Origin of the sequence: uncultured Plantibacter sp. (genome assembly GCF_963518075.1) — a bacterium.
Lineage (GTDB): Bacteria > Actinomycetota > Actinomycetes > Actinomycetales > Microbacteriaceae > Plantibacter > Plantibacter flavus_A.
In genome coordinates this window covers 38,902-64,341 of sequence record NZ_CAUQHZ010000009.1, presented here as the reverse complement: position 1 = coordinate 64,341, position 25,440 = coordinate 38,902, and the positions used below count along the sequence as shown (strand labels likewise).

The following is a 25,440-nucleotide window of genomic DNA, read 5'->3' as shown; positions in this document are numbered from 1 at the left end:
GTGGCCGTGTACTCGTACGAAATGGAACCGGCCGAGGTCCGCCGTTGGCTCGCTGTGGCGGGACCCGGCAGGCTGGTGCTGGTCGACGCCCAGGGCGACGACTCCGCCGCTGCAGCATTCGCCGCAGACCTCCCGGGCGACGCGTCGCTGTCGTTGATCGTCGACCGCCTCGCCGCCGGCGGTCTCTCGAACACGCCCGCGTTCGCCGCGGCCGTCTGGGACGGATCGGGAGCGACGGTCATCGTGCGCGGGCTCGCCGCGGCCGTCGTGACGAGCGCCGCCGGGACCGAGACGGTCCTGGGCGCCCGCGCCACCACCTGGGTCGAGGAACACCACGCGGACGCGGTGAGCGTCACGCTCCGGAGCGACCAGCCGAACCCGTCCGGCGTGCGACTCCCGCTCGGGTCGGGAGCCGTCTGGACGACGTCCATCACGGCGACCCTCGACGAGGAGTCCACGGCTTCCGTCGCCGCTCCGACCAGCGACGAGCGCCGGTCGACCGAATCGTCCACCGATGCGCCGACGGCGGCGGAGCAGCTCGCGGCCCCGCCCGTCCCGGCTCCCGCCGAGCCCGCTGCGTCCGCGGCGACCTCGGACGACGCGGACGACGGGACGGACGGCGACGAGGCGACCCCGGTGGCGCACATCGAGCCGGCGCAGTCGCTCCACGTCGTGCCGTCCGTCTCCGACACCCAGTTCTTCCACGACGAGGACGACCCGGACGAGACCCCCTCCACCCCGGAGGAGCCCGTCGACGAGGGCTATGACTTCCTGTTCGGCCAGACCGTGCTCCGACCGGTCGGTGCGGCGGCGGTCGACGAGGCCGGCGACGCGGAACGCGCGGCGGCCGAGGAGTCGGCGCACCAGCAGGCGGCAGCCACCGCGGTCGCCGCGCCGGAACCCGCGGCAGTCGGACCATCGGACCTCGGCGACCACGACGGCCACACGATCCTCGCCGAGGACCTCGCCGCGCTGCGTGCGCGTCGAGCGGCCGAGACCCCGCCTGCCCGGTCGTCCACGCCGTCGGCGACCCCGCTCACGTATCTCGAACTCCCCGGCGGCACTCGCCAATCGCTCGCCTCGCCCGTCGTCCTCGGCCGGGCGCCGAGCGTCTCGCAGGTCCCGGCGTCCGTCGTCCCGACACTCGTCACGCTCACGGGCGACGACATCTCGCGGAGCCACGTGCGCGTCGCGGTCGAGGGCGGCACGGTCGTCGTCACCGACCTCCACTCGCGGAACGGCACGCAGGTCGTCCTGCCCGGTCAGGCACCGCAGTCCCTCCGACCAGGGGAGCCGACACCGGTGATCGTCGGGACCGTCATCGACCTCGGCGGCGGCGTCGCGCTGCGCGTCCGAGAGGGCTGACGTGCGCCGTTCACCCTCGCAACCGCCGGCCATCCCCGGGCTGCGGTTCGAACGACAGCTCGGAGCGGGTGGGTTCTCCGACGTCTTCCTGTACGAGCAGCAGTTGCCGAGGCGTCAGGTCGCCGTCAAGGTGCTCCTCGCCGAGCACCTCAGCGAGCAGACCCGTGAGGCCTTCGTCGCCGAGGCGAACCTCATGGCGCAGCTCTCCGCGCACCCCTACATCGTCACGATCTACACGGCGGACGTCGCCCCGGACGGACGACCATACCTCGCGATGGAGTACTGCGCGGGGCCGAGCCTCGCCGAGCAGGCGAAGCTGCGGCGGTTCGCCGTCGCCGATGCGCTGCGCACCGGCGTCCGCCTGGCCAGTGCGGTGGCGACCGCCCACGCGGCCGGCATCCTCCACCGCGACATCAAACCGGCCAACGTGCTCACCAACGCGTACGGCTGGCCGGCGCTGACGGACTTCGGCATCTCACAGGCCGTCGAACTCGAGGTTCCGACGAACGCCGGCCCCGGGCGCCCTGGCGACGTCGGTTCCACCGGTGCCTCGGGCACGCAGACGGTCGGTCTCTCCATCCCCTGGTCGCCGCCCGAGATGTTCGAGGACGAGCCGCATCCGGACGTGCGGTCCGACGTGTTCTCCCTGGCGGCGACGGTCTACACGCTCCTCGCCGGGCGGACGCCGTTCGAGATCCCCGGGCAGTCGAACGGTGCGGCCGACCTCATCAGCCGGATCGAGCGCGGGACCATCACGCCGCTCGGGCGCGACGACGCACCGGCTTCCCTCGTCGCGACGCTGCAGAAGGGCCTCGCGAAGGACCGCGCCAACCGTTTCGAGAGCGCCGTCGACTTCGCGCGGGCGTTGCAGCGCGTCGAGATGGAGCTGGCGTACGCGCCGACACCCATCGACATCCCGAACCTCGTGCAGCCGCAGTCGCAGACCCCCCGACCGGACACGTCCAGCAGTGCGTCGGACGAGACGCGGGTCCGACAGGTCCCGACGGTCGAGGCCCAGCCGCGTCCCGGCGTGCCGAGTGTGCAGCCTCCGGTCGGCGACGAGACGGTGGTCCGCTCGGCGGGACCGCTCGTGCAGCCGATCCAACCGTCGGCGCCGATCACCGTCGGAGCGGCCTCGGCGCCTTCCGAGACGATCCGCCGCGACCGCCTCGAGACCGCCGCCGCAGGTCCGGCGGAGGACCCCGATGCCGGTACGGACGGACGAGGCGGACGTCGCCGACTGACCCGCCTCCTCGTGGTGGGCGGCGTCGCGGTGCTCGCGGTCGGTGGGATCGCGGCCGGGATCATCTGGCAGGGCGCGGCCGCCGACCCGAAGCCGACCGCCGCCGCGACCGGGGCGCCGATCCAACTGAGCGACGTCCCCTCGCCGAAGCCGTTCGGGGTGAACATCAGCGAGGACGGCAGCGTCGTCACGTTCATCTGGGACAACCCGGATCCGCAGGACGGCGACTCGTACATCTACCAGGTGACGAGCAGCGGCAAGAACTCGCCGAAGGTGCCGACCTCGACGTACGCGGTCGATCTGAAGCCGAGTGCTCCGGGCGCGCAGTTGTGCATCGAGGTGGTGATCGTCCGGGGCGGCGTCACCTCGCCCGATCCACTCGAGATGTGCTCGCAGCAGTAGCGGGACGGACGCACGGGGAGCGACACGATGACAGATATCAGGGGGACTGGGCGATGAGCATGGACGAGGCGACGGACACGACGACGACGAAGACGGCGGTGCGCGTCGAGTTCTGCGGCGAGGAGTACGCCGTGGACGCACGCAAGCCGTTCCTGATCGGGCGCGAGGGCGACCTCGTCGTCGACGAGAACCCCTTCCTGCACCGCACCTTCCTCAGTGTCACCTTCGACGCCGGGCTCTGGTGGCTCACGAACATCGGGAACACCCTCTCCGCGACGGTGACGGACACGACCGGCAACGTGCAGGCGTGGCTCGCGCCCGGCGCGCGGCTCCCGATCGTGTTCCCCGAGCTGCAGGTGCTGTTCAGTGCGGGGACGACGACCTACGACTTCACGATCACCTCGGATCTCGAGTACTTCAGTCCGTCGCAGCTCTCGACGACCACCGCCGGGACCACGACCGTCGGTCCGATCCACCTGACGAGCAGCCAGCGCCTCCTCATCGTCGCCCTGGCCGAGGACGTCCTGCGTCAGGCGTCGCCCGGCCGCGGTGAGATCCCGGCGTCTGCGGCCGCCGCCGCCCGCCTCGGCTGGAGCCAGACCACCTTCAACCGCAAGCTCGACAACGTCTGCGACAAGCTCGACAAGTTCGGGGTGCAGGGGCTGCGCGGCGGACCAGGCAAGCTCGCGACCGGACGTCGCGCACGACTGGTCGAGTACGCCGTCTCGACCAGGCTCGTCGACGCCAGCGACCTGCCGCTCCTCGACCATGCCGACCAGGCGGGCGTCGACGGGGGACGACCAGCCTGAGGTTGACCCCCGCAACCGTTTTCCAGACGGCACTTGTTTGTTAGAGTGACTCCGCGTTTGCAGCGCGGTGCGTGGACCGTGCCTTGACCGAACATCACCTGGGGGATCGTGAGCAACTGGAGCGCCTGGCTGCGCAAGCGCAAGACCGCGGCCTCCATCACGGCACTGTCGGTCCTCGTCGCCGTACCGGTGACCGCTGCACTCATCCACCAGGGCTTCCCCGTCACCGAGGTCGACCTCGAGTCCCGCGACGTCTGGGTCACCAACGGTGAGTCCCTGCTCGCCGGGCGCCTCAACGATCAGATCTCCGAACTCGACGGAGCGGTCTCGACGGCCTCCAACAACGCCGACGTGCTGCAGGACGGCGACGACGTCTTCCTCCAGGACAAGGCGCTCTCCTCGCTCGAGCGCATCGACCCGGCGTTCACGAGTCTCATCCAGCGCGTCTCGCTGCCGACCGGCGCGACGGTGCACTACGGCGGCGACCGACTCTCGGTCGTGGCGGGGGAGACCGGCAAGCTCTGGTCCGTCGACGCCGCCGGAGAACTCCGGTTCGACCCCACGGAGACGAAACCGATCGTCTCCATCGGCAAGGCCGGTCAGGCGGTCGTCACCTCGACGGGCACCATCCTCGCGGTGGCACCGGCGAAGGGGATCCTCTACCGCATCCTGCCCGACGGCACGAAGACCGAGTCGAAGCTCCCGAAGCTCGACGAGTACCAGCTCAGTGCGGCCGGTGAGCAGGCGGTCATCCTCGACCTGAAGTCCGGCGACCTCGTGAAGCAGGACGGCTCCATCGTCGAGCTGCCCGGCAAGCCCTTGAAGATCCAGGAGCCGTCGGCCTCCGACGACGCTGCCGTCATCGCGACCGGCGACTCCCTCGTGCGCATCCCGCTCGGTGGCGGCGACCCGGAGGTGCTCGACGCGGACGTCGTCACCGAGGCGACGAGTGCGGCCGAGGTCACGGCCCCGGTCAACCTCGACGGCTGCATGCACGGTGCGTGGGCCTCCTCCAGCCGGTATGCCGCCGAGTGCGCCGACAAGAAGCCGGTCATCGCCGACATCAACCCGGAGACCGTCGGGCAGCAGCTCGTCTTCCGGGTGAACCGCTCGGTGATCGCGCTCAACAACGTCCAGACCGGCAACTCCTGGCTCGTGCAGGCGAACATGCGCCTCGTCGACAACTGGGACGAGGTGACGCCTCCGCAGGAGGAGGACGGCGAGGACGGCGACGAGAAGGCGTCAGAGCAGTCCTTCGAGGACACCCTGGCCGAACGGACCGAGGAGAACCGGCCGCCGATCGCCCGCGACGACGCGTTCGGCGTCCGCCCGGGCCGCGCGACGGTCCTGCCGCTGCTCGACAACGACTCCGACGCGGACGGCGACGTCCTGACCATTCAGAACTTCGGCGACATCGGTCCCGAGACCGGCAAGCTGGAGTACATCGACGGCAAGCGGGCATTGCAGTTCACGCCCGCAGAGGGCTTCGTGGCCGGGACGACGTCGTTCCGGTACTCGGTCAACGATGGACGGCCGGGTGGCGTGGCCGAGGCGAACGTGAGCATCGCCATCAAACCGCCCGAGGTCAACGAGCCGCCCACGTCCCATCGCGAGGCCGCCGTGTCGGTCGAGGCCGGGCAGACGGTCACCTACAACGTGCTCGCCGACTGGCGCGATCCCGACGGTGACGACATCTTCCTCCAGTCGGCCTCGCCGGCGTCCGGCGACCTCGTCCGCTTCACCCCGGACGGCTTCGTGACGTTCACGCACGCCTCGCCCGAGATGGGCCCGCGCGACGTCAAATTCGTCGTGTCCGACGGCGTCACCTCGGCGGAGGGGACGCTCAAGGTCGACGTGCAACCCGCCGGCGCCCTCAGCCCCATCGGTACACCGGACTTCGTCTCGACCTTCGTCGGCGAGTCCGCACAGGTCCTGCCACTCGCGAACGACCAGTCACCGAGCGGTGCGCCCCTCGGTCTCATCGGTGTCGAAGCCCTGCAGGGCGGACTCGTGTCGTCGCCGAGTCTCGAGAAGCAGTCGGTCACCGTCTCGTCGAACGAGCCGGGCACCTACTACCTGAAGTACACGCTCGGTGCCGGCATCGCCTCGAGCATCGGGCTCATCCGCGTCGACGTGCTGGAGAAGCCCACCGACGTGCAGCCACCGGTCGCCGTGAAGGACGAGGGCTACCTGCGACCGAACGAGACGATCACGATCCCGGTCCTCGCGAACGACGAGTCGCCGGGCGGTCAGGTGTTGGCGCTCCAGTCCGTCGACGTGCCGGACGAGTCCGCCTCCCTCTCCGTCGAGGTCCTCGACAGTGCCGTGGTGCGCGTCTCCTCCTCGGCACCGCTCGAGGGACAACTGCAGTTCACCTACACGGTCTCCGACGGGACCTCCTCGGCGACGGCGGCGGTCACCATCGTCCCCGTGCCGCCGCTCCCGAAGCACCAGGCGCCGGTCGCGAGCGACGACGCCGTCGTGGTGCGCGCCGGCGACATCGCGAACGTCGCCGTGCTCGACAACGACTACCACCCCGACGCGGCCGTGATGTTGGTCGACCGCGAGCTGGTCGACGTGCCGACCGCCGGCCTGGCCTTCGTCGACGACGACGAGGTGCGGTTCCAGGCGCCGACCGAGCCCGGCACCTACACCGCCACGTATCGCGTGTACGACACCTTCGGCGAGGCCGACACGGCCACGGTGACCTTCAACGTGGTCGGCGAGGACAAGAAGAACAACCAACCGCCCGTCCCGCAGCTGCTCACCTCCCGGGTGTTCGCCGGTGCGACGGTCCGCGTGGACGTCCCGCTCGACGGTCTGGATCCGAACGGCGACTCGGTGGTCCTCGACGACATCGCCTCCGCGCCCCTCCTCGGTCGCGTCATCGAGCAGGGGAGCACCTGGTTCGTCTACGAGGCGGCCCCGGACTCCTCCGGCACCGACACCTTCCAATACCGGGTCAAGGACACCTACGGCGCGGTCGCAGTGGGCACGATCAAGATCGGCGTCATCGGGCGTCCCGAGGTCGACGGGCAACCGAACGCGGTCGACGACTACATCGAGGTCCTCCCGGGCAAGGTCGCCTCCGTGCCGGTGCTCTCCAACGACTCCGATCCGAACGGCTACAAGCTCAAGCTCGAACCGAAGCTGCTCTCGGTGGACGACGGCCTCACCGCCGAGGTCAGCAAGAGCCGCGTCGTGATCGAGGCGCCGGACGAGGAGGCCTTCTTCACCGTCCGATACCAGATCACCAACGGCAAGGGCGGGATCGACAGCGCCTACATCCAGGTCAAGGTCACGAAGGACGCGAAGCCCCAGTTCCCCGAGGCCGACGACCACGTCCTCGAGGACGCCGACATCGTCGGGAAGAAGACCGTCGACATCGACGTGCTCGACGGTGCGCAGAACCCCGGGGGGCTCGTGGACGACCTGCAGCCGAGCCTCGAGGGTGCGAACGCCCCGTCCGGCGAGGTGCGCGACGGTGGCACCATCCGGGTCACCCTCACCGACCGACGCCAGGCGATCGCCTATCGGTTGACGGATCCCGTCACCCAGCTGAGCGGCGCGGCGTTCATCATCGTGCCGGCGGCGACCGACGGTGAGCCGCCGCGGATCAAGAGCCCTCTGCCCGAGCAGATCGTCAAGGTCAACGAGACGCGGACCTGGAAGCTCTCGGAGATCACCGAGGCGCCTTCCGGGAAGCCCGTCACCATCGCCTCCGAGGGCAGTGTCGTGAACTTCCGGAGCAACGGCACGTCGAGCTACGTCGACGACGCCACGATCACCTTCACCCCGGCCAAGGACTACCGCGGACCGGCGTCGGTGAGTTTCGAGGCGACCGACGGCCGGGACAGCAAACTGCTCACCCTGCCGATCACGGTGGGTGACCCCGACCTCGAGGACGTCCCGCCGACGTTCACGCCGCCGACGGTGACGATCGAGGCCGGAGAGGCACCCATCACGGTCGACCTGCGGGCGTCGAGCGACCACCCGAACCCGAAGATCCTCGCAGCCCTCACCTACCAGGGCTTCGGCGGGACCACAGCGGGCGTCCAGGGGAACCTGTCGGGCTCGCAGGTGACGATCTCCGCCCCGCAGGGCACCCAGCCCGGCACCTCGGCGACGCTCACCTTCACCGTGAACTACAAGGAGTACTCCGTCCCGGGGTCCGTCGACGTCCGCGTCGTGTCGTCGACGAGGCCGCTCCCGCGTGCCATCGACGACCGCGTGGAAGAGGGCCGCAAGAACAAGGCCGAGTCGATCAACGTACTCGCCAACGACTACAACCCGTTCCCAGACACGCCGCTCAAGATCCTCGACGCCACGGTCGAGAGCGCCCCGGCGGGTGGAGCGACGGCCTCGGTGTCCGGGAGCTCGGTCACCGTCACGCCCGGTTCGTCCAAGAGCGGGACCGTGAGCGTCATCTACACGGTCCAGGACGCGACGAACGACCCCAACCGACGAGTGCAGGGCCGCATCACCGTCATCGTGAAGGACGTCCCCGATCCGCCGTCGCTCAATCTGAAGAGCGCGAAGAGCGGCAAGATCACCGTCGTCGTCGGCGGTTCGCCCGCGAGCAACGGCGCGCCCATCGAGTACCACGCGGTGAAGTGGAGCGGCGGCGGGGAGAAGCAGTGCGCCCCGGGGAACGACTGCACCTTCGACGTCACGAACGGGCAGAGCTACACCTTCTCCGCCTACGCGCACAATGCCGTCGGCAACAGCGCGGACTCCGAGACGGTCACGGCCACCGCCTACGGCGTCCCGACCGCGCCGCAGAACGTGTCGCTGCGGGCATCCGGAGATGCCCCGGCGACCCTCACCATGCAGTGGGCGAGGCCAGCGGATGACGGTGGACAGGTCACGAGCTACAGCTGGCGGATCATGAGCGGTTCGAGCACCGTGAAGACGGGGACGACGGGGAGCACCAGCGATTCCGTCGGCGGCATCGGCGCGGGCACCTATCAGGTGTACGTGTCCGCGACCGGGCCCGGCGGAACCGGCCCGGAGGGCGGACCGGCGGAGGCCACGGTCAAGGATCCGCCGCCGCCGAAGCCCAGCGGCTCCCTGTTCAAGTCCGGGGGCGCGCATGCCTGTCAGAGTGGCGGCACCGGCTGCTACGACGTCGGTGTGAACTACCAGAACGTGCCCCAGGGCAATTACACCGTGGACATCACCCGCGATGGACGCGCGATCGGCACGTCCATGAACGTGACCGTCGGTGGTAACGGGAGCTTCACGCACCACAACCATCTCGGCGTCATGACCGGCGGCGAGACCATCGCCGCGACGTTCCGGAACAACGCCACCGGTGAGACGTTCACCATCGGCTCGATGTCCGGCTCGGCCTGGAACAACCTCTAGAACCACAACGACCTTCACTTCACGGAGAACACACCCATGACTGTCACGCAGGAACAGGCCACCTGGTTCGCCGACGCGTTCGGCAAACTCGTCGGCAACGTCGAACAGGCCATCCTCGGCAAGGAGCACGTCATCAAGCTCGTGGTCACGGCCATGCTCTCGGAGGGCCACGTGCTCCTCGAGGACTACCCGGGCACCGGCAAGACCGTGCTCGCCAAGGCCCTCGCGAACACGCTCGACGGCACGAGCTCGCGGATCCAGTTCACGCCCGACCTCCTGCCGTCCGACGTCACCGGTGTGACGATCTACGACCAGGGCAAGGGGATCTTCGAGTTCCACAAGGGACCGATCTTCGCCTCGATCGTGCTCGCGGACGAGATCAACCGCGCCTCGCCGAAGACGCAGTCGGCGCTCCTCGAGGTCATGGAAGAGGGCATCGTCACGATCGACGGCACGAGCTACGAGGCCGGCAAGCCCTTCATGGTCATCGCGACGCAGAACCCGATCGAGCAGGCCGGGACGTACAAGCTGCCCGAGGCGCAGCTCGACCGGTTCCTCATCAAGACGACGCTCGGCTACCCCGACCGCCAGACCTCGGTGAACCTGCTGCTCGACGCCTCCAACCGGGCCCGCGCGACGAAGGTGCAGCCGATCATCGCCTCCAGTGCGGTCATCACCATGGCGCAGCTCGCTACCGAGGTGCACGTCGACGGCAGCATCCTCGAGTACGTCGCCGACGTCGTGGCTGCCACGCGGGACGACCAGGACGTCGCGCTCGGCGTCAGCATGCGTGGTGCCCTCGCGCTCGTGCGCGCCGTCAAGACCTGGGCGATCTCGCAGGGACGGACGTACGTCACCCCTGACGACGTCAACGACCTCGCGCAGGCCGTCCTCGCGCACCGCATCATCATCGACCCCGAGTCCGACTTCGCCGGCGTGACCGCGCAGGACGTCGTCGCCCGGGTCCTCGTCAGCATCGCTCCGCCGGCGTACCGCGCAGCATGAGTGAGACCCTCGAGCAGCGCGCCGCCGCCGCGTCGGACGGATCCGACCCGGTCCGCACGGCGACGGTCGGCGCGCCTGCCGAGACGAGCCCGGACGGCCCCGACGCGCACGACGACGGTGGGCCGGTCCCGGCCCGACGGCCGAACCCGGTCCGCGGCCTCGTCGACGGCGTGGGCGCCGTTGTCGTGCCCTGGGTCAGGGTCGCCTGGACGGCGGCGCAGCCTGTGCTCGCCGTGGTCAGCGGCCTCGGCTGGGTCGTCCTGGCGATCGGCGTCATCGCGACCGTCGCAGGCTTCATCCTGGGGTGGGCGGAACTCGTCTTCCTCGGCTTCGTGCCGTTGGCCGCGTTGCTGGCCTCCGTCGCCTACCTCTTCGGGCGGTCGACCTTCCGCATCTCCATCCATCTGAACCCCAGCCGGGTCACCGTCGGCGAGCGCGCGATCGGGCAGGTCCTCATCGCCAACCCCGGCAACCGCGCCACGACACCCACCCGCCTCGAGGTCCCCGTGGGCTACGGCCTGGCGGAGTTCGCGATCCCGGCCATCCCGAAGGACGGCGAGCACGAGGAGTTGTTCGCCGTACCGACGAACCGGCGAGCCGTGATCCCCGCCGGGCCCGCTGTCTCGGTCCGCGGCGACCAGCTCGGTCTGTTGCGTCGCGAGGTGCGTTGGACGGAGCCGGTCGAGCTCTTCGTGCATCCCGAGACCACGCGCCTCCACCCGACGGCCGCCGGTCTCATCCGCGACCTCGAGGGCCTCGTCACGAAGACCATCACCAACAACGACATCTCCTTCCACGCCCTCCGCGGATACGTCGCCGGCGACGACCGCCGTTACATCCACTGGAAGTCGTCCGCGAAGACCGGCCAGCTCATGGTCCGGCAGTTCGAGGAGACGCGGCGGTCGCAGCTCACCATGGTGATGACGACCGACTCCCGCTACTACGCCGAGGACGAGGACGAGTTCGAGTTGGCGGTGTCGCTCACCGCGTCCATCGCCACCCAGGTGATCCTCGACCAGGTGCCGATCAGCGTCGTGACCGATCGACTCGCGCTCCGGACCCACACGGTCACGTCCTTCCTCGACGACAGCTGCCGGCTGCAGCTCGCCGAGGGCACCTTCGACACCCCGCGCACCTTCGCCCGGGAGACCACGAAGCGCCTGCCGGCACCGAGCGTCGTCATCATCGTCGCCGGTTCGCGACTCGAGGCACAGGAGTACCGGGGGATCCAGCGTCTCTTCGGTCCCGACGTCAACGTGTTCGGCATCCGCGTCGAGCGCGGCGCTCGAGCCAGCATCAAGGACGTCGCCGGGATGAACGTCATGACCGTCGGGGCGCTGAGCGACCTCGCCAAGGTCATGTCGAGGGCCCTGTGAGCGGGGTCGACGAGCGCACGACGGTGCGCCCCGGGCGCGTTCCCGGCTCGGCGGCGGACGTCGACGTCCAGGGCATCGTTCCGACCTTCACCGCGCCCTGGCCGTTGCCCGGCCGTTCCTGGATCGACCTCGCGGTCGTCTTCGTCCTCGCGGCCCTCGGCCTGCTCGGCTTCGGAGCGGCGCTCAGTGGCACCGGGTTCCTCCTCGCGGGCCTCGGAGGCCTCGCGCTCGGCATGGCGGTGGGCGTCGCCTCCCACGCCCTCCGGCTGAACGCCCTCCTGACCGGCCTCTCGACCGTCCTCGTCTTCTACGTCCTCGGCAGTGCCCTGGCGATGCCGTCCGTGGCGACGTTCGCGGTCCTCCCGAACCTGCGGACCCTGGGCGGGATCAGCATCGGCGCGGTGTTCGGGTGGAAGGACTTCGTCACTCTGCAGACCCCGCTGAGCGCGCCCGCGTACATCATGACCCTGCCCTACGTCGCAGGGCTGCTCGTCGGCGTCGTCTCCGCCGTGCTCGCCGTCCGCTGGCTGCCGCGCCGTCCGCAGGTCGCCGTGCGCTGCGCGATCGTGCTCGTCGGCCCGACCGTGCTCTACGCCCTCGGCGTCCTCCTCGGCACGCAGACGCCCTTCCTGGCGGCCGTCCGCGGGATCGCGTTCGCGCTCATCGCCCTCCTCTGGCTCGGCTGGCGGCCGGGTGCCGGTCGTGGCGAGAACGCGGCAGCGTCGACCACCGCCGTCCTCCGTCGCAAGAAGATCATCGGCACGGCGGTCCTCGCCGCGGTCGCGGTCGTCGTCGGCGGCGGTGCGGCCGTCGTCGCCTCGCCTCCCACGGACTCACGGTTCGTCCTCCGCGAGGTCGTCACCCCGCCGTTCGACCCCCTGGAGTACCCGAGCCCGCTCGCCGGGTTCCGCGAGTACACGAAGGACCTCGCCGAGACGAAGCTCTTCACCGCGACCGGCCTCGAGCCGGGGGATCGGATCCGTCTGGCGGCCATGGACAGCTACGACGGCCGTCTGTGGACCGTCTCCGGGCCCTCCACGGCGACCGACGGTTCCGGTGCCTTCGAGCTCGTCGGCGACCACCTCCCCGCACCCCAGCTCATGACACCGGGGAGCGACCGGCGGGTGTCCATCGACGTCACCGGCTACGACGACATCTGGGTGCCCAGCGTCGGGTACCCGAGCGCGCTCACCCTCGACGGCAAGGCGGCGGAGCGATCCGAGGACATCCGCTACAACGCCGAGAGTGGCGCGGCCGTCATCACCTCGGGCATCGGCACGGGCGACGACTACGAGGAGCGGACCACGACGCAGGCGGTCCCGAGCGACACGGCCCTCGCGACGACGCCGACCGCAGCGGTCGAGCTGCCGCCCGTCACGAACATCCCGGACATCGTGGTCGCGAAGGCCTCGGAGTTCGTCGGCGCCGAGACGACCCCCATGGCCCAGCTGCGGCGGATCGAGCAGACGCTCCGCACCACCGGGTTCCTCAGCCACGGGCTCGCCTCGGACAGCTCTCCGTCGCGCGCCGGTCACGGTGCCGACCGGATGTCGGAGCTGTTCACCCGCACACCGATGGTCGGTGACGAGGAGCAGTACGCCTCAGCGTTCGCCCTCATGGCCCGATCGCTCGGCTACCCCGCGCGGGTCGTCATGGGCTTCGCGCCGGAGGTGACGGAGGGCCAGGGTTCTGTGCAGGTCGTCGGGGACGACGTGACGGCGTGGGTCGAGGTGCCTTTCGAGGGCTACGGCTGGGTCGCGTTCTCGCCGACCCCCGATGAGACCGAGATCCCGCAGGACCAGGACCCGAAGCCGAAGACCGAGCCGCAGCCGCAGGTGCGTCAGCCGCCGCGCAGCGACAACCTCGACGACAGCCTCCTCACCGAGGCCTCGATCGACGACGGCGACGACAAGGACAAGAACGACGGACTCGTGATCCCGGAATGGGTGTGGTGGCTCGCGCTGATCGTGGGTGTCCCGGTGTCGCTGTACGTCATCCCGCTCCTCGCCATCTCGGGTGCGAAGCGTCGGCGGACGAAGCGTCGCCGCGCGGGCGGTGGTGACCGCAGTGCGGCCGGTGCGTGGGACGAGCTGATCGACCGCTACGCCGAGCTCGGGTACTCGGTGCCTGCGGCCGCGACGCGGTCGACCACGGCGTCCGTGCTCGGAGCCCAGGAACCGGAGGGCGCGACCACGCTCACCGCGCTCGCGGGGACGACCGACGACGTCGTCTTCTCCGGTCGTGACGTGGACGACACGACGGCCGACGAGCTGTGGCAGCGGTCGGAGGCCGAGGCGTCACGGGCGCAGGGAGCGCTCGGCTGGTTCGCCCGCCAGCGGAGCCGGTTCCGCTACCGCGCGAAACGCGGTCTCGTGAGTCGGCTGCAGCCGTCCGGTTCGCTCGCCCGTCGAGCGGCACGCGACCAGCGCGCCACCGGAAGTCGCTGAGGTCGTTGCGGCCACCGAGGCACTACCCTCGGTGAGTATGGAGCGCTCGCTCGAGACCAGTGTGAGCCAGGCCGTCGACGCCTGGCTCCGGTGGTTGCCGCGCTGGCACCCCGCCGCACACCGTGGACGCACCCGGATCTGCCGCCGGTGCATCGGATCCCCGATCCTCCGCGCAGCAGGCCTCGTCGACGACGTGCCGCACCAGGTGCAGCACGGCCTCGCCACCCGGATGAAGGCCCTCGTCGACCACGCGGTGGCGGAGTACACCGAGCGGAACCTCCCCGTCCTCCGTGCCGAACTCCGCGCTGCCGACCTGCGCGAGGCGCAGCGCTCCTACCGTCCGGGGGAGGGGCTCGACCCGGAGTTCGACGGCCTGCAGCTCGACCCCGACCCGGATCCCGAGCAGCCCTACCTCTTCACCCTCGCGGAGCTCGGCGAGTCCCAGGCGAGGACCGTTCCACCACCCCCGCCGTTGTCCGACGACGCGAAGGAGGCGCTGCGCACCGAGATCGCCCTCGCCGACCAGTGCGCGAACGAGACCGGGCGCCGCATCTGCGAACTCCTCGTCGGGCACCGGCTCGCCATCCACGACGCCGTCGAACGGTACGTCGAACCGCAGGTCGCCGCACTCCTCGACGACCTCGCGCTCGAGCTCGATTCCCCCACCTCGCCCTGGTAGTCGTCGGGGCTCACCCGGACGCAGGAGGGGAGATCTCCCCATCGTGCTGTCCGACACCCGTCACTATACTTTCGAGCACTTGTCATCAGCACGATCCATGCTCATTGGGGGCGCAACACCATGACCGATCCCGGAGATCAGAACCCGCAGCAGCCCCAGTGGCAGCGACCGCCCGCCCAGCCCGACCCGCAGCAGGGATGGCAGGGCAACGGCCCGCAGCAGTCGGGTTCGGGCCAGCAGCAGGCGGGCCAGTACGGACAGCAGTCGCCGTACGGACAGTCGCCGACCCAGCCGTCCGGGCAGTACGGGCAGCAGTCCGGCCAGTACGGTGAGCAGTCGTCCGGCCAGCACAGCCAGCAGACGGGCCAGTACGGCCAGCAGTCCGACCAGTACGGCCAGCAGACCGGTCAGTACGGTCAGACGGCGCAGTACGGCCAGCAGCCGACCGAGCAGTTCGGTCAGCAGGGCACCGGTCAGTACGGCCAGCAGCCCACGGGACAGTACGGTCAGCAGCCCACCGAGCAGTACGGTCAGGCGCCCTACGCGCAGGGCGCCGGCGGGTATGGCGGCGGCCAGCAGCCGCCGAAGAAGAAGCTCTCGAAGAAGGGGCTCACCGGCATCATCGCCGGCGGCAGCGCCCTCCTCCTCATCATCGTGGGTGGCGTCGTCGGTGTCACCGTCGGCAACGCGCTCCACGCCCCGCAGGTGACGGTCGAGAGCTACCTCGACGCCCTCAAGTCGGGTGACGCCGAACAGGCGCTCAAGCTCTCCGGCACCGAGGTGTCGGCGGCCGACGTGCTCCTGACGGACGACGCGTACAAGGCCGCGTCCGGCAAGGTCTCCGGCTACACGATCGGGAAGACCACGACCAACGGGAACACCGCGACCGTCCAAGCCCGCCTCACCCAGGGTGGCGAGAGCGTCGACCAGGAGTTCACGCTCACCAAGGTCGGCAAGGACGCCGTGCTCTTCGACAAGTGGAAGCTCGAGGCTCCGGAACTCAGCACGGTCCAGGTCGACGTGGTCGCCCCTGAGGACGCGGTGGCGACGGTCGGCGGTGTCGACCTCACCGACGTCGAGCCGATCGCCGAGGGGTCGTACCAGCTGCGTGCACTCCCCGGCACCTACGACGTCGCCCTCAGCGAGAGCGACTGGTACACCGCCGAGGCGACCACCACGACGGCCGTGGGCTTCGGTCAGGCCGCGGAACCCGCGACGCTCGCCGTCGCCCTCACCGACGCCGGGACGACCGCCGTCGAGGAGGCCGTCAACGCGTACATCGACGGCTGCGGCGCCGCGACGGAGCTCGCCCCCGAGGGGTGCCCCTTCGAGATCCGCAACGACACCGGCTTCACGCCGTCCGGCGTGACCTGGAAGTTCGACACGCGCCCGACCTTCACGGTCGGCGAGTTCTCGGGCGGCGGCTGGGCCGTCGACTCCGAGACCGTCGGGCGCATGTCGATGACGTGCACGCTGACCGACCCGGCCACCGGCCAGACCGGCCCGGGCTACAGCATCAACCCGGTCGACTTCATCGTCGGCGGCACGGTCGAGGGCTTCACCGACGAGGGCGCGACGTTCGTCCCCTTCCCCTAGACCGACAGCTGTACGACCCCTGGGAGCACTGCTCCCGGGGGTCGTCGTCGTTTGACCACAGGCCCTCCGCGGGCTAGTCTTGGTTGGGTGTGCGCGCTGTCGTGCGCTCTCGTGCTGTCCACGTTCTCCGGAGCCTGGCTCGGGGGAGCGGACAGCAGTCTTGCACCATCGGGTTGATCCCCGCCGGGCTGGTCCCGGTTGCAGATCGCCCCCACGGCATACCCACCACTTCAGTGATGCGCACTCGCGCGTCACCGGTGGGTCCATACGACCTCGTGGTCCGGGAGACCGGTCCACGAATGCTGCAGTACCACTGTCACCGTGCAGTCATCATCAAGGAGCAAGTAGTGCCAACCATTCAGCAGTTGGTTCGGAAGGGCCGCAGCCCCAAGGTCGTCAAGACCAAGGCGCCCGCCCTGAAGAGCAACCCCCAGCAGGCCGGCGTGTGCACCCGCGTGTACACCACCACCCCGAAGAAGCCGAACTCGGCGATGCGCAAGGTCGCCCGCGTGAAGCTGCGCAACGGCACCGAGGTCACCGCGTACATCCCCGGTGAGGGCCACAACCTCCAGGAGCACTCGCTGGTCCTGGTCCGTGGTGGTCGTGTGAAGGACCTCCCGGGTGTCCGTTACAAGATCGTCCGTGGCGCCCTCGACACGCAGGCCGTCAAGAACCGCAAGCAGGCTCGCAGCCGCTACGGCGCGAAGATGGAGAAGAAGTAATGCCTCGCAAGGGTCCAGCTCCGAAGCGTCCCGTCGTCGCCGATCCCGTCTACGGCGCCCCCATCGTCAGCCAGCTCGTCAACAAGATCCTGCTGGACGGCAAGAAGGGCCTCGCTGAGCGCATCGTCTACGACGCACTCGAAGGCGTCACCGCCAAGAACCAGGGCGACGCCGTCGTCACGCTCAAGAAGGCGCTCGACAACGTCCGCCCGACCCTCGAGGTGCGTTCGCGCCGCGTCGGTGGTTCCACCTACCAGGTGCCGGTCGAGGTCAAGCCTCACCGCGCCAACACCCTCGCCCTGCGCTGGCTCGTGAGCTACGCGAAGGGCCGCCGTGAGAAGACGATGACCGAGCGTCTCCAGAACGAGATCCTCGACGCATCGAACGGTCTCGGTGCAGCCGTCAAGCGTCGTGAAGACACGCACAAGATGGCCGAGTCGAACAAGGCGTTCGCGCACTACCGCTGGTAGTCGCCGCCCGATGCGAGGGCGGACGATCCGTCCGCCCTCGCACACCTGAGTGAATCAGCTCACCCCTACCTATCCCCGGAGGACCCCGTGGCACAAGACGTGCTCACCGACCTGAACAAGGTCCGCAACATCGGCATCATGGCCCACATCGATGCCGGCAAGACCACCACCACCGAGCGCATCCTGTTCTACACGGGCGTCAACCACAAGATCGGCGAGACGCACGACGGCGCCTCGACGACCGACTGGATGGAGCAGGAGAAGGAGCGCGGCATCACCATCACGTCTGCCGCCGTGACCTGCTACTGGAACAAGAACCAGATCAACATCATCGACACCCCCGGCCACGTCGACTTCACGGTCGAGGTCGAGCGTTCGCTCCGCGTCCTCGACGGCGCGGTCGCGGTGTTCGACGGCAAGGAGGGCGTCGAGCCCCAGTCCGAGACCGTCTGGCGTCAGGCCGACAAGTACGACGTCCCGCGCATCTGCTTCGTCAACAAGATGGACAAGCTCGGCGCCGACTTCTACTTCACCGTCGACACGATCATCAGCCGTCTCGGCGCGAAGCCGCTGGTCATCCAGCTGCCGATCGGTGCCGAGTCCAACTTCGAGGGCGTCGTCGACCTCGTCGAGATGCGTGCGCTGACCTGGCGCGGAGACGCCAAGGGTGACGTCGAGATGGGCGCCAAGTACGCCATCGAGGAGATCCCGGAAGACCTCAAGGAGAAGGCGGCCGAGTACCGCACCGCGCTCCTCGAGGCCGTCGCCGAGACCGACGACGCACTCATGGAGAAGTACTTCGGTGGCGAAGAGCTGACCGTCGCGGAGATCAAGGCCGCGATCCGTCACCTCACCATCACGAGCACCATGTACCCGGTCCTCTGCGGCTCCGCGTTCAAGAACCGCGGCGTCCAGCCGATGCTCGATGCGGTCATCGACTACCTCCCCTCCCCGCTCGACGTCCCGGCCATCGAGGCCCACGACGCGCGCGACGAGGAGAAGGTCGTGGAGCGTCACCCCGACTCGACCGAGCCCTTCACCGCGCTCGCGTTCAAGGTCGCGGTGCACCCGTTCTTCGGTCGCCTGACCTACGTCCGCGTCTACTCGGGTCGTCTCGACTCCGGTGCGCAGATCATCAACTCGACCAAGGGCAAGAAGGAGCGCATCGGGAAGATCTTCCAGATGCACGCCAACAAGGAGAACCCGGTCGACTTCGTCACCGCCGGTCACATCTACGCGGTCATCGGCCTGAAGGACACCACCACCGGTGACACCCTGTCCGACCCGCAGCACCAGGTCGTCCTCGAGTCGATGAGCTTCCCGGAGCCCGTCATCGAGGTCGCGATCGAGCCGAAGACCAAGGCCGACCAGGAGAAGCTGGGCACCGCGATCCAGAAGCTGGCCGAAGAGGACCCGACGTTCCGCACCGAGCAGAACACCGAGACCGGCCAGACGGTCATCAAGGGCATGGGCGAGCTCCACCTCGACATCCTCGTCGACCGCATGAAGCGCGAGTTCAACGTCGAGGCCAACGTCGGCAAGCCGCAGGTCGCGTACCGCGAGACCATCAAGCGCAAGGTCGAGAAGTACGGCTACACGCACAAGAAGCAGACCGGTGGTTCGGGTCAGTTCGCGAAGATCCAGTTCGATCTGGAGCCGATGGACGTCACTCCGGAGACGACCTACGAGTTCGTGAACGCCGTGACCGGTGGTCGCATCCCGCGCGAGTACATCCCGTCGATCGACGCCGGTTTCCAGGACGCCCTGCAGGTCGGTGGCCTCGCCGGCTACCCGGTCGTGGGTGTCAAGGCGATCATCACCGATGGTGCGGCGCACGACGTCGACTCCTCGGAGATGGCGTTCAAGATCGCCGGCTCGATGGGTCTCAAGGAGGCCTACTCGCGTGCCAACCCCGTCCTCCTCGAGCCGCTCATGGCGGTCGAGGTGCGTACTCCCGAGGAGTACATGGGCGACGTCATCGGAGACCTCAACTCGCGCCGTGGACAGATCCAGTCCATGGACGACGCCACCGGCGTCAAGGTCATCCGTGCCAACGTGCCGCTCTCCGAGATGTTCGGCTACATCGGCGACCTCCGGTCGAAGACCTCCGGTCGTGCCGTGTACTCGATGACGTTCGAGAGCTACGCGGAGGTCCCGAAGGCTGTCGCCGACGAGATCATCCAGAAGAACAAGGGCGAGTAGTCACTCACTCTCTCTTCACCGCGGTCCGGCCGGGTGTGCGAACACCCGGGCGGATCGCGTAACATGAATACACATCCCTGCAGTGCGTCGGGCATCGAATGGTGCCCGGCGTCCCGCACAACGTCCTGAGGAGGACTCACAGTGGCAAAGGCCAAGTTCGAGCGGACCAAGCCGCACGTCAACATCGGTACGATCGGTCACGTCGACCACGGCAAGACCACGCTCACCGCGGCGATCTCGAAGGTCCTGGCGGACAAGTTCCCGTCCGCGACCAACGTGCAGCGCGACTTCGCGTCGATCGACTCCGCGCCGGAAGAGCGTCAGCGTGGTATCACGATCAACATCTCGCACGTCGAGTACGAGACCCCGAAGCGCCACTACGCGCACGTCGACGCCCCCGGTCACGCCGACTACATCAAGAACATGATCACCGGTGCTGCGCAGATGGACGGCGCGATCCTGGTCGTCGCCGCCACTGACGGCCCGATGGCTCAGACGCGTGAGCACGTGCTGCTCGCCAAGCAGGTCGGCGTGCCCTACCTGCTCGTCGCGCTGAACAAGTCCGACATGGTCGACGACGAGGAGATCCTGGAGCTCGTCGAGCTCGAGGTCTCCGAGCTCCTCGCCTCGCAGGGCTTCGCTGAGGACGCACCGGTCGTCCGTGTCTCGGGCCTCAAGGCGCTCGAGGGCGACGAGAAGTGGGTGCAGAGCATCCTCGACCTCATGGACGCCGTGGACGCCAACGTCCCCGACCCCGTGCGCGACAAGGACAAGCCCTTCCTCATGCCGATCGAGGACGTCTTCACGATCACCGGTCGTGGAACCGTCGTCACGGGCCGCGCCGAGCGTGGCACGCTCGCGATCAACTCCGAGGTCGAGATCGTCGGCATCCGCCCGACGCAGAAGACGATCGTCACGGGTATCGAGATGTTCCACAAGCAGCTCGACGAGGCATGGGCCGGCGAGAACTGTGGTCTCCTGCTCCGTGGCACGAAGCGTGAAGACGTCGAGCGCGGCCAGGTCGTCGTGAAGCCGGGTTCGGTCACGCCGCACACGAACTTCGAGGGCACCGCGTACATCCTGTCCAAGGATGAGGGTGGGCGTCACAACCCGTTCTACGCGAACTACCGTCCGCAGTTCTACTTCCGCACCACCGACGTCACCGGCGTCATCACGCTGCCCGAGGGCACCGAGATGGTCATGCCCGGCGACACCACCGACATGACCGTTGAGCTGATCCAGCCCATCGCCATGGAGGTCGGCCTCGGTTACGCCATCCGTGAGGGTGGCCGCACCGTCGGCGCCGGCACCGTCACCAAGGTGCTCGCGTAAGCATCCGCTGACGCGAACCCCTGATCGACCTCAGGGTCGACACGGTTCCACACGAAGGGCCCGGAGCATTTCGCTCCGGGCCCTTCGTCGTTCCTGCTGTCGGCGATCAGCGCCCCGGAGTCTCATATGTAAGATATCGGTCGACCCATTCTGTATCGAGCCGCCCGAGGTGACCGTGTCCCGTTCGTCCATCCGTCCGCGTCGTCTGTCGCGCCCACGTGTCCTGATCCCGGGCGTCTTCGTCCTGTCCATCCTGCTCGGCATCGTCGGAGCCACCGTGTCGGCGGCGGTGGAGGCCATGTCCGTCCGGGACGATCTCGCTTCGGTCCTGCCTGAGATCGAGGCGATCCGAGCGGGCGTCGATGGCGTCGGCACCGACGCGATCGATCCCGACGGCGTGCAGCGTGCCGGCGATGCGGTCGAGCGGGCCCTGGCGTCGACGCAGCGGCCTGACTGGTGGCTCGCGGAACGCGTGCCCGTCTCCGGGGCCAACTTCGAGGCGGTGCGCACGGCCGTCGAGGCGGCGCACGTCGTCGTCGACGAGGTCGTCGAGCCGGTCCTCGGCCTGTCCCTCGACGGACTGGCGGTCGACGGACGACTGGACGCGGCGCGGGTGGGGAGCATCGCCCGCACCTCGGCGCGTGCGCTGGAGCGGCTCGAGGAGCAGGTGGCGCGCCTCGACCGCCTCGACCACTCGGTGCTCCTCCCGCAGGTGGCGTCGGCGCTGGTCGGGCTCGACGGTCCGCTGCGCGAGGCGTCACCGCTCGCTGCCCGGCTCGCACCGGTGCTTCGCGCGCTGCCCGGGTTCCTGGGGGAGGACGGGCCGCGAGACGTGGTCGTCCTGTTCCAGAACTCGGCGGAGAGCCGAGCCCTCGGGGGCATCGCGGGAGCTTCGGTGCTCGTGCACATCGAGGATGGGGTGCTCAGCGTGACGAGGACCCTCGGCGGCGCGGACTTCGTGTCGCACGCCGATCCGGTGGTGCCCCTCCCGGCCGATGCCGACGCGCTCTACCGGACCGAGGGATACGCTACCGCGGGCACCTCCATCCATGAGGTGACGGCGAGGCCGGACTTCCCCTACGGTGCGCAGGCGGCCTCGAGGCTGTGGCAGGAGAGTCAGGGCGTCACGCCCGATCTGGTGCTCGCCGTCGACCCGGTCGCGTTGTCCCACCTGTTGCGAGCGACCGGCCCCGTGGTCCTTGCCGACGGTAGGGAGCTGTCGAGCGACACGGCGGTCGACGAACTCCTGAACGGCGTCTACCGGGATCATCCCGGTCTCAGCGACGAGGCGAACCGGGCGCAGGACGCCACCTTCACCGCCGTCGTCCAGGCGCTCACCTCGCAGCTGCAGGCGGGGTCCATGTCGGTCCCCCGGGCGATCGGCGGCTGGGTGCAGGCGGTCGACGAGCGGCGTCTGCTCGCCTGGAGTCCCGACCGCGTCGAGGAACGGGCGTTGGTGCTCGCCGGGGTCGGCGGCGGCTTGCCCGAGCGTTCGTCCCGTTCGGTGCCGTTCGGGCTGTACCTCTCGGACGCGGTCGGCTCCAAGCTCGAGTACTACCTCCGACAGCAGGTCCGTGTCCGTGCGGGCTCGTGCGACGTCGATGGGACGCGCACAGTGATGGTCGCGTCGGAACTCTCGAACACGATCGACACGGAGTCGGAGCTCGACACGGAGGCGTTCGACTACATCGCGGGGTTCCACGAGCGTGAGGGGCTCCCTCGTGGTTGGATGCGCCTGCGGGTCATGGCCTACGCGCCCGACGGTGCCGACATCCGCTCGCTTCGCGTGGACGGCACCGAGGTCCCGTACACGGCCGGATCGGACGACGGACGCCCGGTGGCCTACATGGTGGTGACGATCGCGCCGGGCTCGACGGTGACGCTCGACGTCGATGCGGACGTGTCCGGTGCGACGGTCGACGCCGTGCGGTTCCTGGGCACTCCGGGGGTGCGTCCGGTCGAGGTCGACAACGCCGTCGAGCCCTGCTGAGCAGCGGCGCCTCGGTGCTCGGACCGCCCGAGACTGGGCGGATCCTGACCATCCGACGCCCGCGACACGCCCGGGTTGCACGCATGGTGGATCCGTGGCAAACTAGTCCAGTTCAGTACTTCGGACGAGCGTGCCTGTGCGCGCTCCGGCGGATCACTGCCAGGTAGTGCATAGGAGCTCCCAGACGCGGCAACGCGACAGGGATCGAGCCTAGGCCGCGGGTAGCAGAACACCAATCACTTCATCGCAATCCAGGTCGTAGCAGTGCTACGCCCAGCGCCGACCACGAGTCGGGGTGGAACCCGGTGGATGACCACGAGGGTCGCAAGACACGAGTGGTCGTTGACAGCAGAACAGTGGTGCGACACCAGTAGTGCCAATGGCGTGGAGCAACCGAACGTTGCAAAGCGCACGATATGCGTCCAATACGGAGCGATCCGCATGACGCGAGACAGAGAGTGAGTCACACATGGCGGGACAGAAGATCCGCATCCGACTGAAGTCGTATGACCATGAGGTCATCGATACTTCGGCGCGCAAGATCGTCGACACGGTCACCCGTGCAGGCGCAACCGTCGTCGGCCCGGTGCCGCTTCCGACGGAGAAGAACGTGGTCTGCGTGATCCGTTCGCCGCACAAGTACAAGGACAGCCGGGAGCACTTCGAAATGCGCACCCACAAGCGTCTGATCGACATCATCGACCCGACCCCGAAGGCCGTCGACTCGCTCATGCGTCTCGACCTGCCGGCGGACGTCAACATCGAGATCAAGCTCTGAGCTCGGTAGAGACGGAAGGAAGACATGTCTAACACGAAGACCAGCAAGGGTCTGCTCGGCACCAAGCTCGGCATGACCCAGGTGTGGGACGAGAACAACAAGCTCGTCCCCGTCACCGTCATCGAGATCACGCCCAACGTGGTCACGCAGGTTCGCACCCCCGAGGTCGACGGCTACGACGCCGTGCAGATCGCGTACGGCCAGATCGATCCCCGCAAGGTCAGCAAGCCTGACGCGGGTCACTTCGACAAGGCCGGCGTGACGCCGCGTCGCCACCTCACCGAGGTCCGCACCGCCGACGCATCCGAGTACTCGCTCGGCCAGGAGCTCACCGTCGACGGTGTCTTCGAGGCCGGCCAGAAGGTCGACGTCGTCGGCACTTCGAAGGGTAAGGGTTTCGCCGGTGTCATGAAGCGTCACAACTTCAAGGGCATGGGCGCATCTCACGGTGCTCACCGCAACCACCGCAAGCCGGGCTCCATCGGCGCCTCCTCGACCCCGAGCCGTGTCTTCAAGGGCATGCGCATGGCCGGTCGTATGGGTGGCGAGCGCGTCACCGTGCTGAACCTCCGGGTTCACGCCATCGACGCCGAGAAGGGCCTGCTGCTCGTCAAGGGTGCCGTTCCCGGCGCTCGTGGCCGTATCGTATTCGTCCGCACCGCAGTGAAGGGAGCGTAGTTCCATGGCTATCGCTACTCTCGACGTGCTCGACACCAAGCTCAAGAAGGCCGGCACCGTCGACCTTCCTGCCGAGGTGTTCGACGTTCAGACCAACATCCCGCTCATCCACCAGGTGGTCGTCGCGCAGCTCGCTGCCGCCCGCCAGGGGACGCACAAGACCAAGCGCCGCGGCGAAGTGTCCGGTGCCGGCCGCAAGCCGTTCAAGCAGAAGGGTACGGGTAACGCTCGTCAGGGCTCCATCCGTGCACCTCAGATGACCGGCGGTGGCATCGTCCACGGTCCAGTGCCCCGCAACTACGCACAGCGCACCCCCAAGAAGATGATCGCCGCGGCTCTCCTCGGCGCCCTCTCCGACCGCGCACGCGGCAGCCGCCTGCACGTCGTCGACTCCCTCTCGATCGGTGAGAAGCCGTCGACGAAGGCCGTGTCCGAGTACCTGACGAACGTCGCTTCCTCGAAGCACGTCCTGATCGTCCTCCAGCGCGACGACGAGCTCAGCCTCCGCAGCGTCCGCAACCTGCAGAACGTGCACGTGCTGTCGTACGACCAGCTGAACGCATACGACGTGCTCGTCTCCGACGACATCGTCTTCACCAAGGCCGCCTTCGAGGCATTCGTCGCCAGCAAGACCGGCAACACGGCCGCAACCGAGGAGGTCTCGGCATGACCGCGATCAACAAGGACCCCCGCGACGTCATCTTCGCGCCGGTCGTCTCCGAGAAGAGCTACAGCCTGATCGACGAAGGTAAGTACACCTTCCTCGTCGACCCGCGCTCGAACAAGACCGAGATCAAGCTCGCCATCGAGAAGATCTTCGGTGTCGAGGTCGCTTCGATCAACACCCTCACCCGTCAGGGCAAGACCCGTCGCACCAAGTTCGGCACCGGCAAGCGCAAGGACACCAAGCGCGCCATCGTGTCGCTCAAGTCGGGTTCCATCGACATCTTCACGGCTGTTGGCTAAGACGGCCGGGAAC

General features: G+C 68.7%; 18 protein-coding genes. All 18 read left to right on the top strand.

Annotated features, from left to right (window positions below; all coding sequences use genetic code 11):
• Window positions 1–6 precede the first annotated feature (6 nt).
• Entirely contained in the window at window positions 7–1,365 is a 1,359-nt protein-coding gene (locus RWN05_RS11870; protein ID WP_314139673.1) for an FHA domain-containing protein, read from the top strand.
• 1 nt (window position 1,366) lies between these two features.
• Entirely contained in the window at window positions 1,367–3,010 is a 1,644-nt protein-coding gene (locus RWN05_RS11865) for a serine/threonine-protein kinase (protein ID WP_314139672.1), read from the top strand.
• Between the two features lie 53 nt (window positions 3,011–3,063).
• On the top strand, window positions 3,064–3,819 hold the full coding sequence (locus RWN05_RS11860) for a hypothetical protein (RefSeq protein ID WP_231884419.1): 756 nt from the start codon (window positions 3,064–3,066) through the stop codon (window positions 3,817–3,819).
• Window positions 3,820–3,927: 108 nt separating this feature from the next.
• On the top strand, window positions 3,928–9,186 hold the full coding sequence (locus tag RWN05_RS11855; protein ID WP_314139671.1) for an Ig-like domain-containing protein: 5,259 nt from the start codon (window positions 3,928–3,930) through the stop codon (window positions 9,184–9,186).
• A 36-nt stretch (window positions 9,187–9,222) separates the two neighbouring features.
• Window positions 9,223–10,191 (top strand): MoxR family ATPase, encoded by a 969-nt coding sequence (locus RWN05_RS11850; RefSeq protein ID WP_079001701.1) that lies wholly within the window; start codon window positions 9,223–9,225, stop codon window positions 10,189–10,191.
• Entirely contained in the window at window positions 10,188–11,567 is a 1,380-nt protein-coding gene (locus RWN05_RS11845) for a DUF58 domain-containing protein (RefSeq protein WP_314139669.1), read from the top strand. The genes RWN05_RS11850 and RWN05_RS11845 overlap by 4 nt, the downstream gene beginning before the upstream one ends.
• Window positions 11,564–14,014, top strand: a complete 2,451-nt coding sequence (locus tag RWN05_RS11840; protein WP_314139668.1) for a transglutaminase-like domain-containing protein — start codon at window positions 11,564–11,566, stop codon at window positions 14,012–14,014. The genes RWN05_RS11845 and RWN05_RS11840 overlap by 4 nt, the downstream gene beginning before the upstream one ends.
• Before the next feature lie 37 nt (window positions 14,015–14,051).
• Window positions 14,052–14,693, top strand: a complete 642-nt coding sequence (locus RWN05_RS11835) for a hypothetical protein (protein WP_064296709.1) — start codon at window positions 14,052–14,054, stop codon at window positions 14,691–14,693.
• 120 nt (window positions 14,694–14,813) lie between these two features.
• Window positions 14,814–16,289: a hypothetical protein gene (locus RWN05_RS11830; RefSeq protein WP_071259517.1), complete on the top strand. Its 1,476-nt coding sequence runs from the start codon at window positions 14,814–14,816 to the stop codon at window positions 16,287–16,289.
• 347 nt (window positions 16,290–16,636) lie between these two features.
• Window positions 16,637–17,011: a 30S ribosomal protein S12 gene (gene rpsL, locus RWN05_RS11825; RefSeq protein ID WP_056008169.1), complete on the top strand. Its 375-nt coding sequence runs from the start codon at window positions 16,637–16,639 to the stop codon at window positions 17,009–17,011.
• Window positions 17,011–17,481: a 30S ribosomal protein S7 gene (gene rpsG / locus RWN05_RS11820; protein ID WP_064296707.1), complete on the top strand. Its 471-nt coding sequence runs from the start codon at window positions 17,011–17,013 to the stop codon at window positions 17,479–17,481. The genes rpsL and rpsG overlap by 1 nt, the downstream gene beginning before the upstream one ends.
• An 87-nt stretch (window positions 17,482–17,568) precedes the next feature.
• Window positions 17,569–19,683 (top strand): elongation factor G, encoded by a 2,115-nt coding sequence (fusA, locus tag RWN05_RS11815; RefSeq protein WP_314139666.1) that lies wholly within the window; start codon window positions 17,569–17,571, stop codon window positions 19,681–19,683.
• A 141-nt stretch (window positions 19,684–19,824) separates the two neighbouring features.
• Window positions 19,825–21,015, top strand: a complete 1,191-nt coding sequence (gene tuf, locus RWN05_RS11810) for an elongation factor Tu (protein ID WP_064296705.1) — start codon at window positions 19,825–19,827, stop codon at window positions 21,013–21,015.
• A 169-nt stretch (window positions 21,016–21,184) separates the two neighbouring features.
• On the top strand, window positions 21,185–23,005 hold the full coding sequence (locus RWN05_RS11805; RefSeq protein ID WP_314139665.1) for a DUF4012 domain-containing protein: 1,821 nt from the start codon (window positions 21,185–21,187) through the stop codon (window positions 23,003–23,005).
• 469 nt (window positions 23,006–23,474) lie between these two features.
• Window positions 23,475–23,783, top strand: coding sequence for a 30S ribosomal protein S10 (rpsJ, locus tag RWN05_RS11800; RefSeq protein ID WP_005050520.1), 309 nt, complete (start codon window positions 23,475–23,477; stop codon window positions 23,781–23,783).
• 24 nt (window positions 23,784–23,807) lie between these two features.
• Entirely contained in the window at window positions 23,808–24,461 is a 654-nt protein-coding gene (gene rplC / locus RWN05_RS11795) for a 50S ribosomal protein L3 (RefSeq protein ID WP_071259511.1), read from the top strand.
• A 4-nt stretch (window positions 24,462–24,465) separates the two neighbouring features.
• Window positions 24,466–25,131 (top strand): 50S ribosomal protein L4, encoded by a 666-nt coding sequence (rplD, locus tag RWN05_RS11790; RefSeq protein WP_064296702.1) that lies wholly within the window; start codon window positions 24,466–24,468, stop codon window positions 25,129–25,131.
• Window positions 25,128–25,427 (top strand): 50S ribosomal protein L23, encoded by a 300-nt coding sequence (gene rplW, locus RWN05_RS11785; RefSeq protein WP_056008147.1) that lies wholly within the window; start codon window positions 25,128–25,130, stop codon window positions 25,425–25,427. Before rplD ends, rplW begins: the two co-directional genes overlap by 4 nt.
• Window positions 25,428–25,440 lie beyond the last annotated feature (13 nt).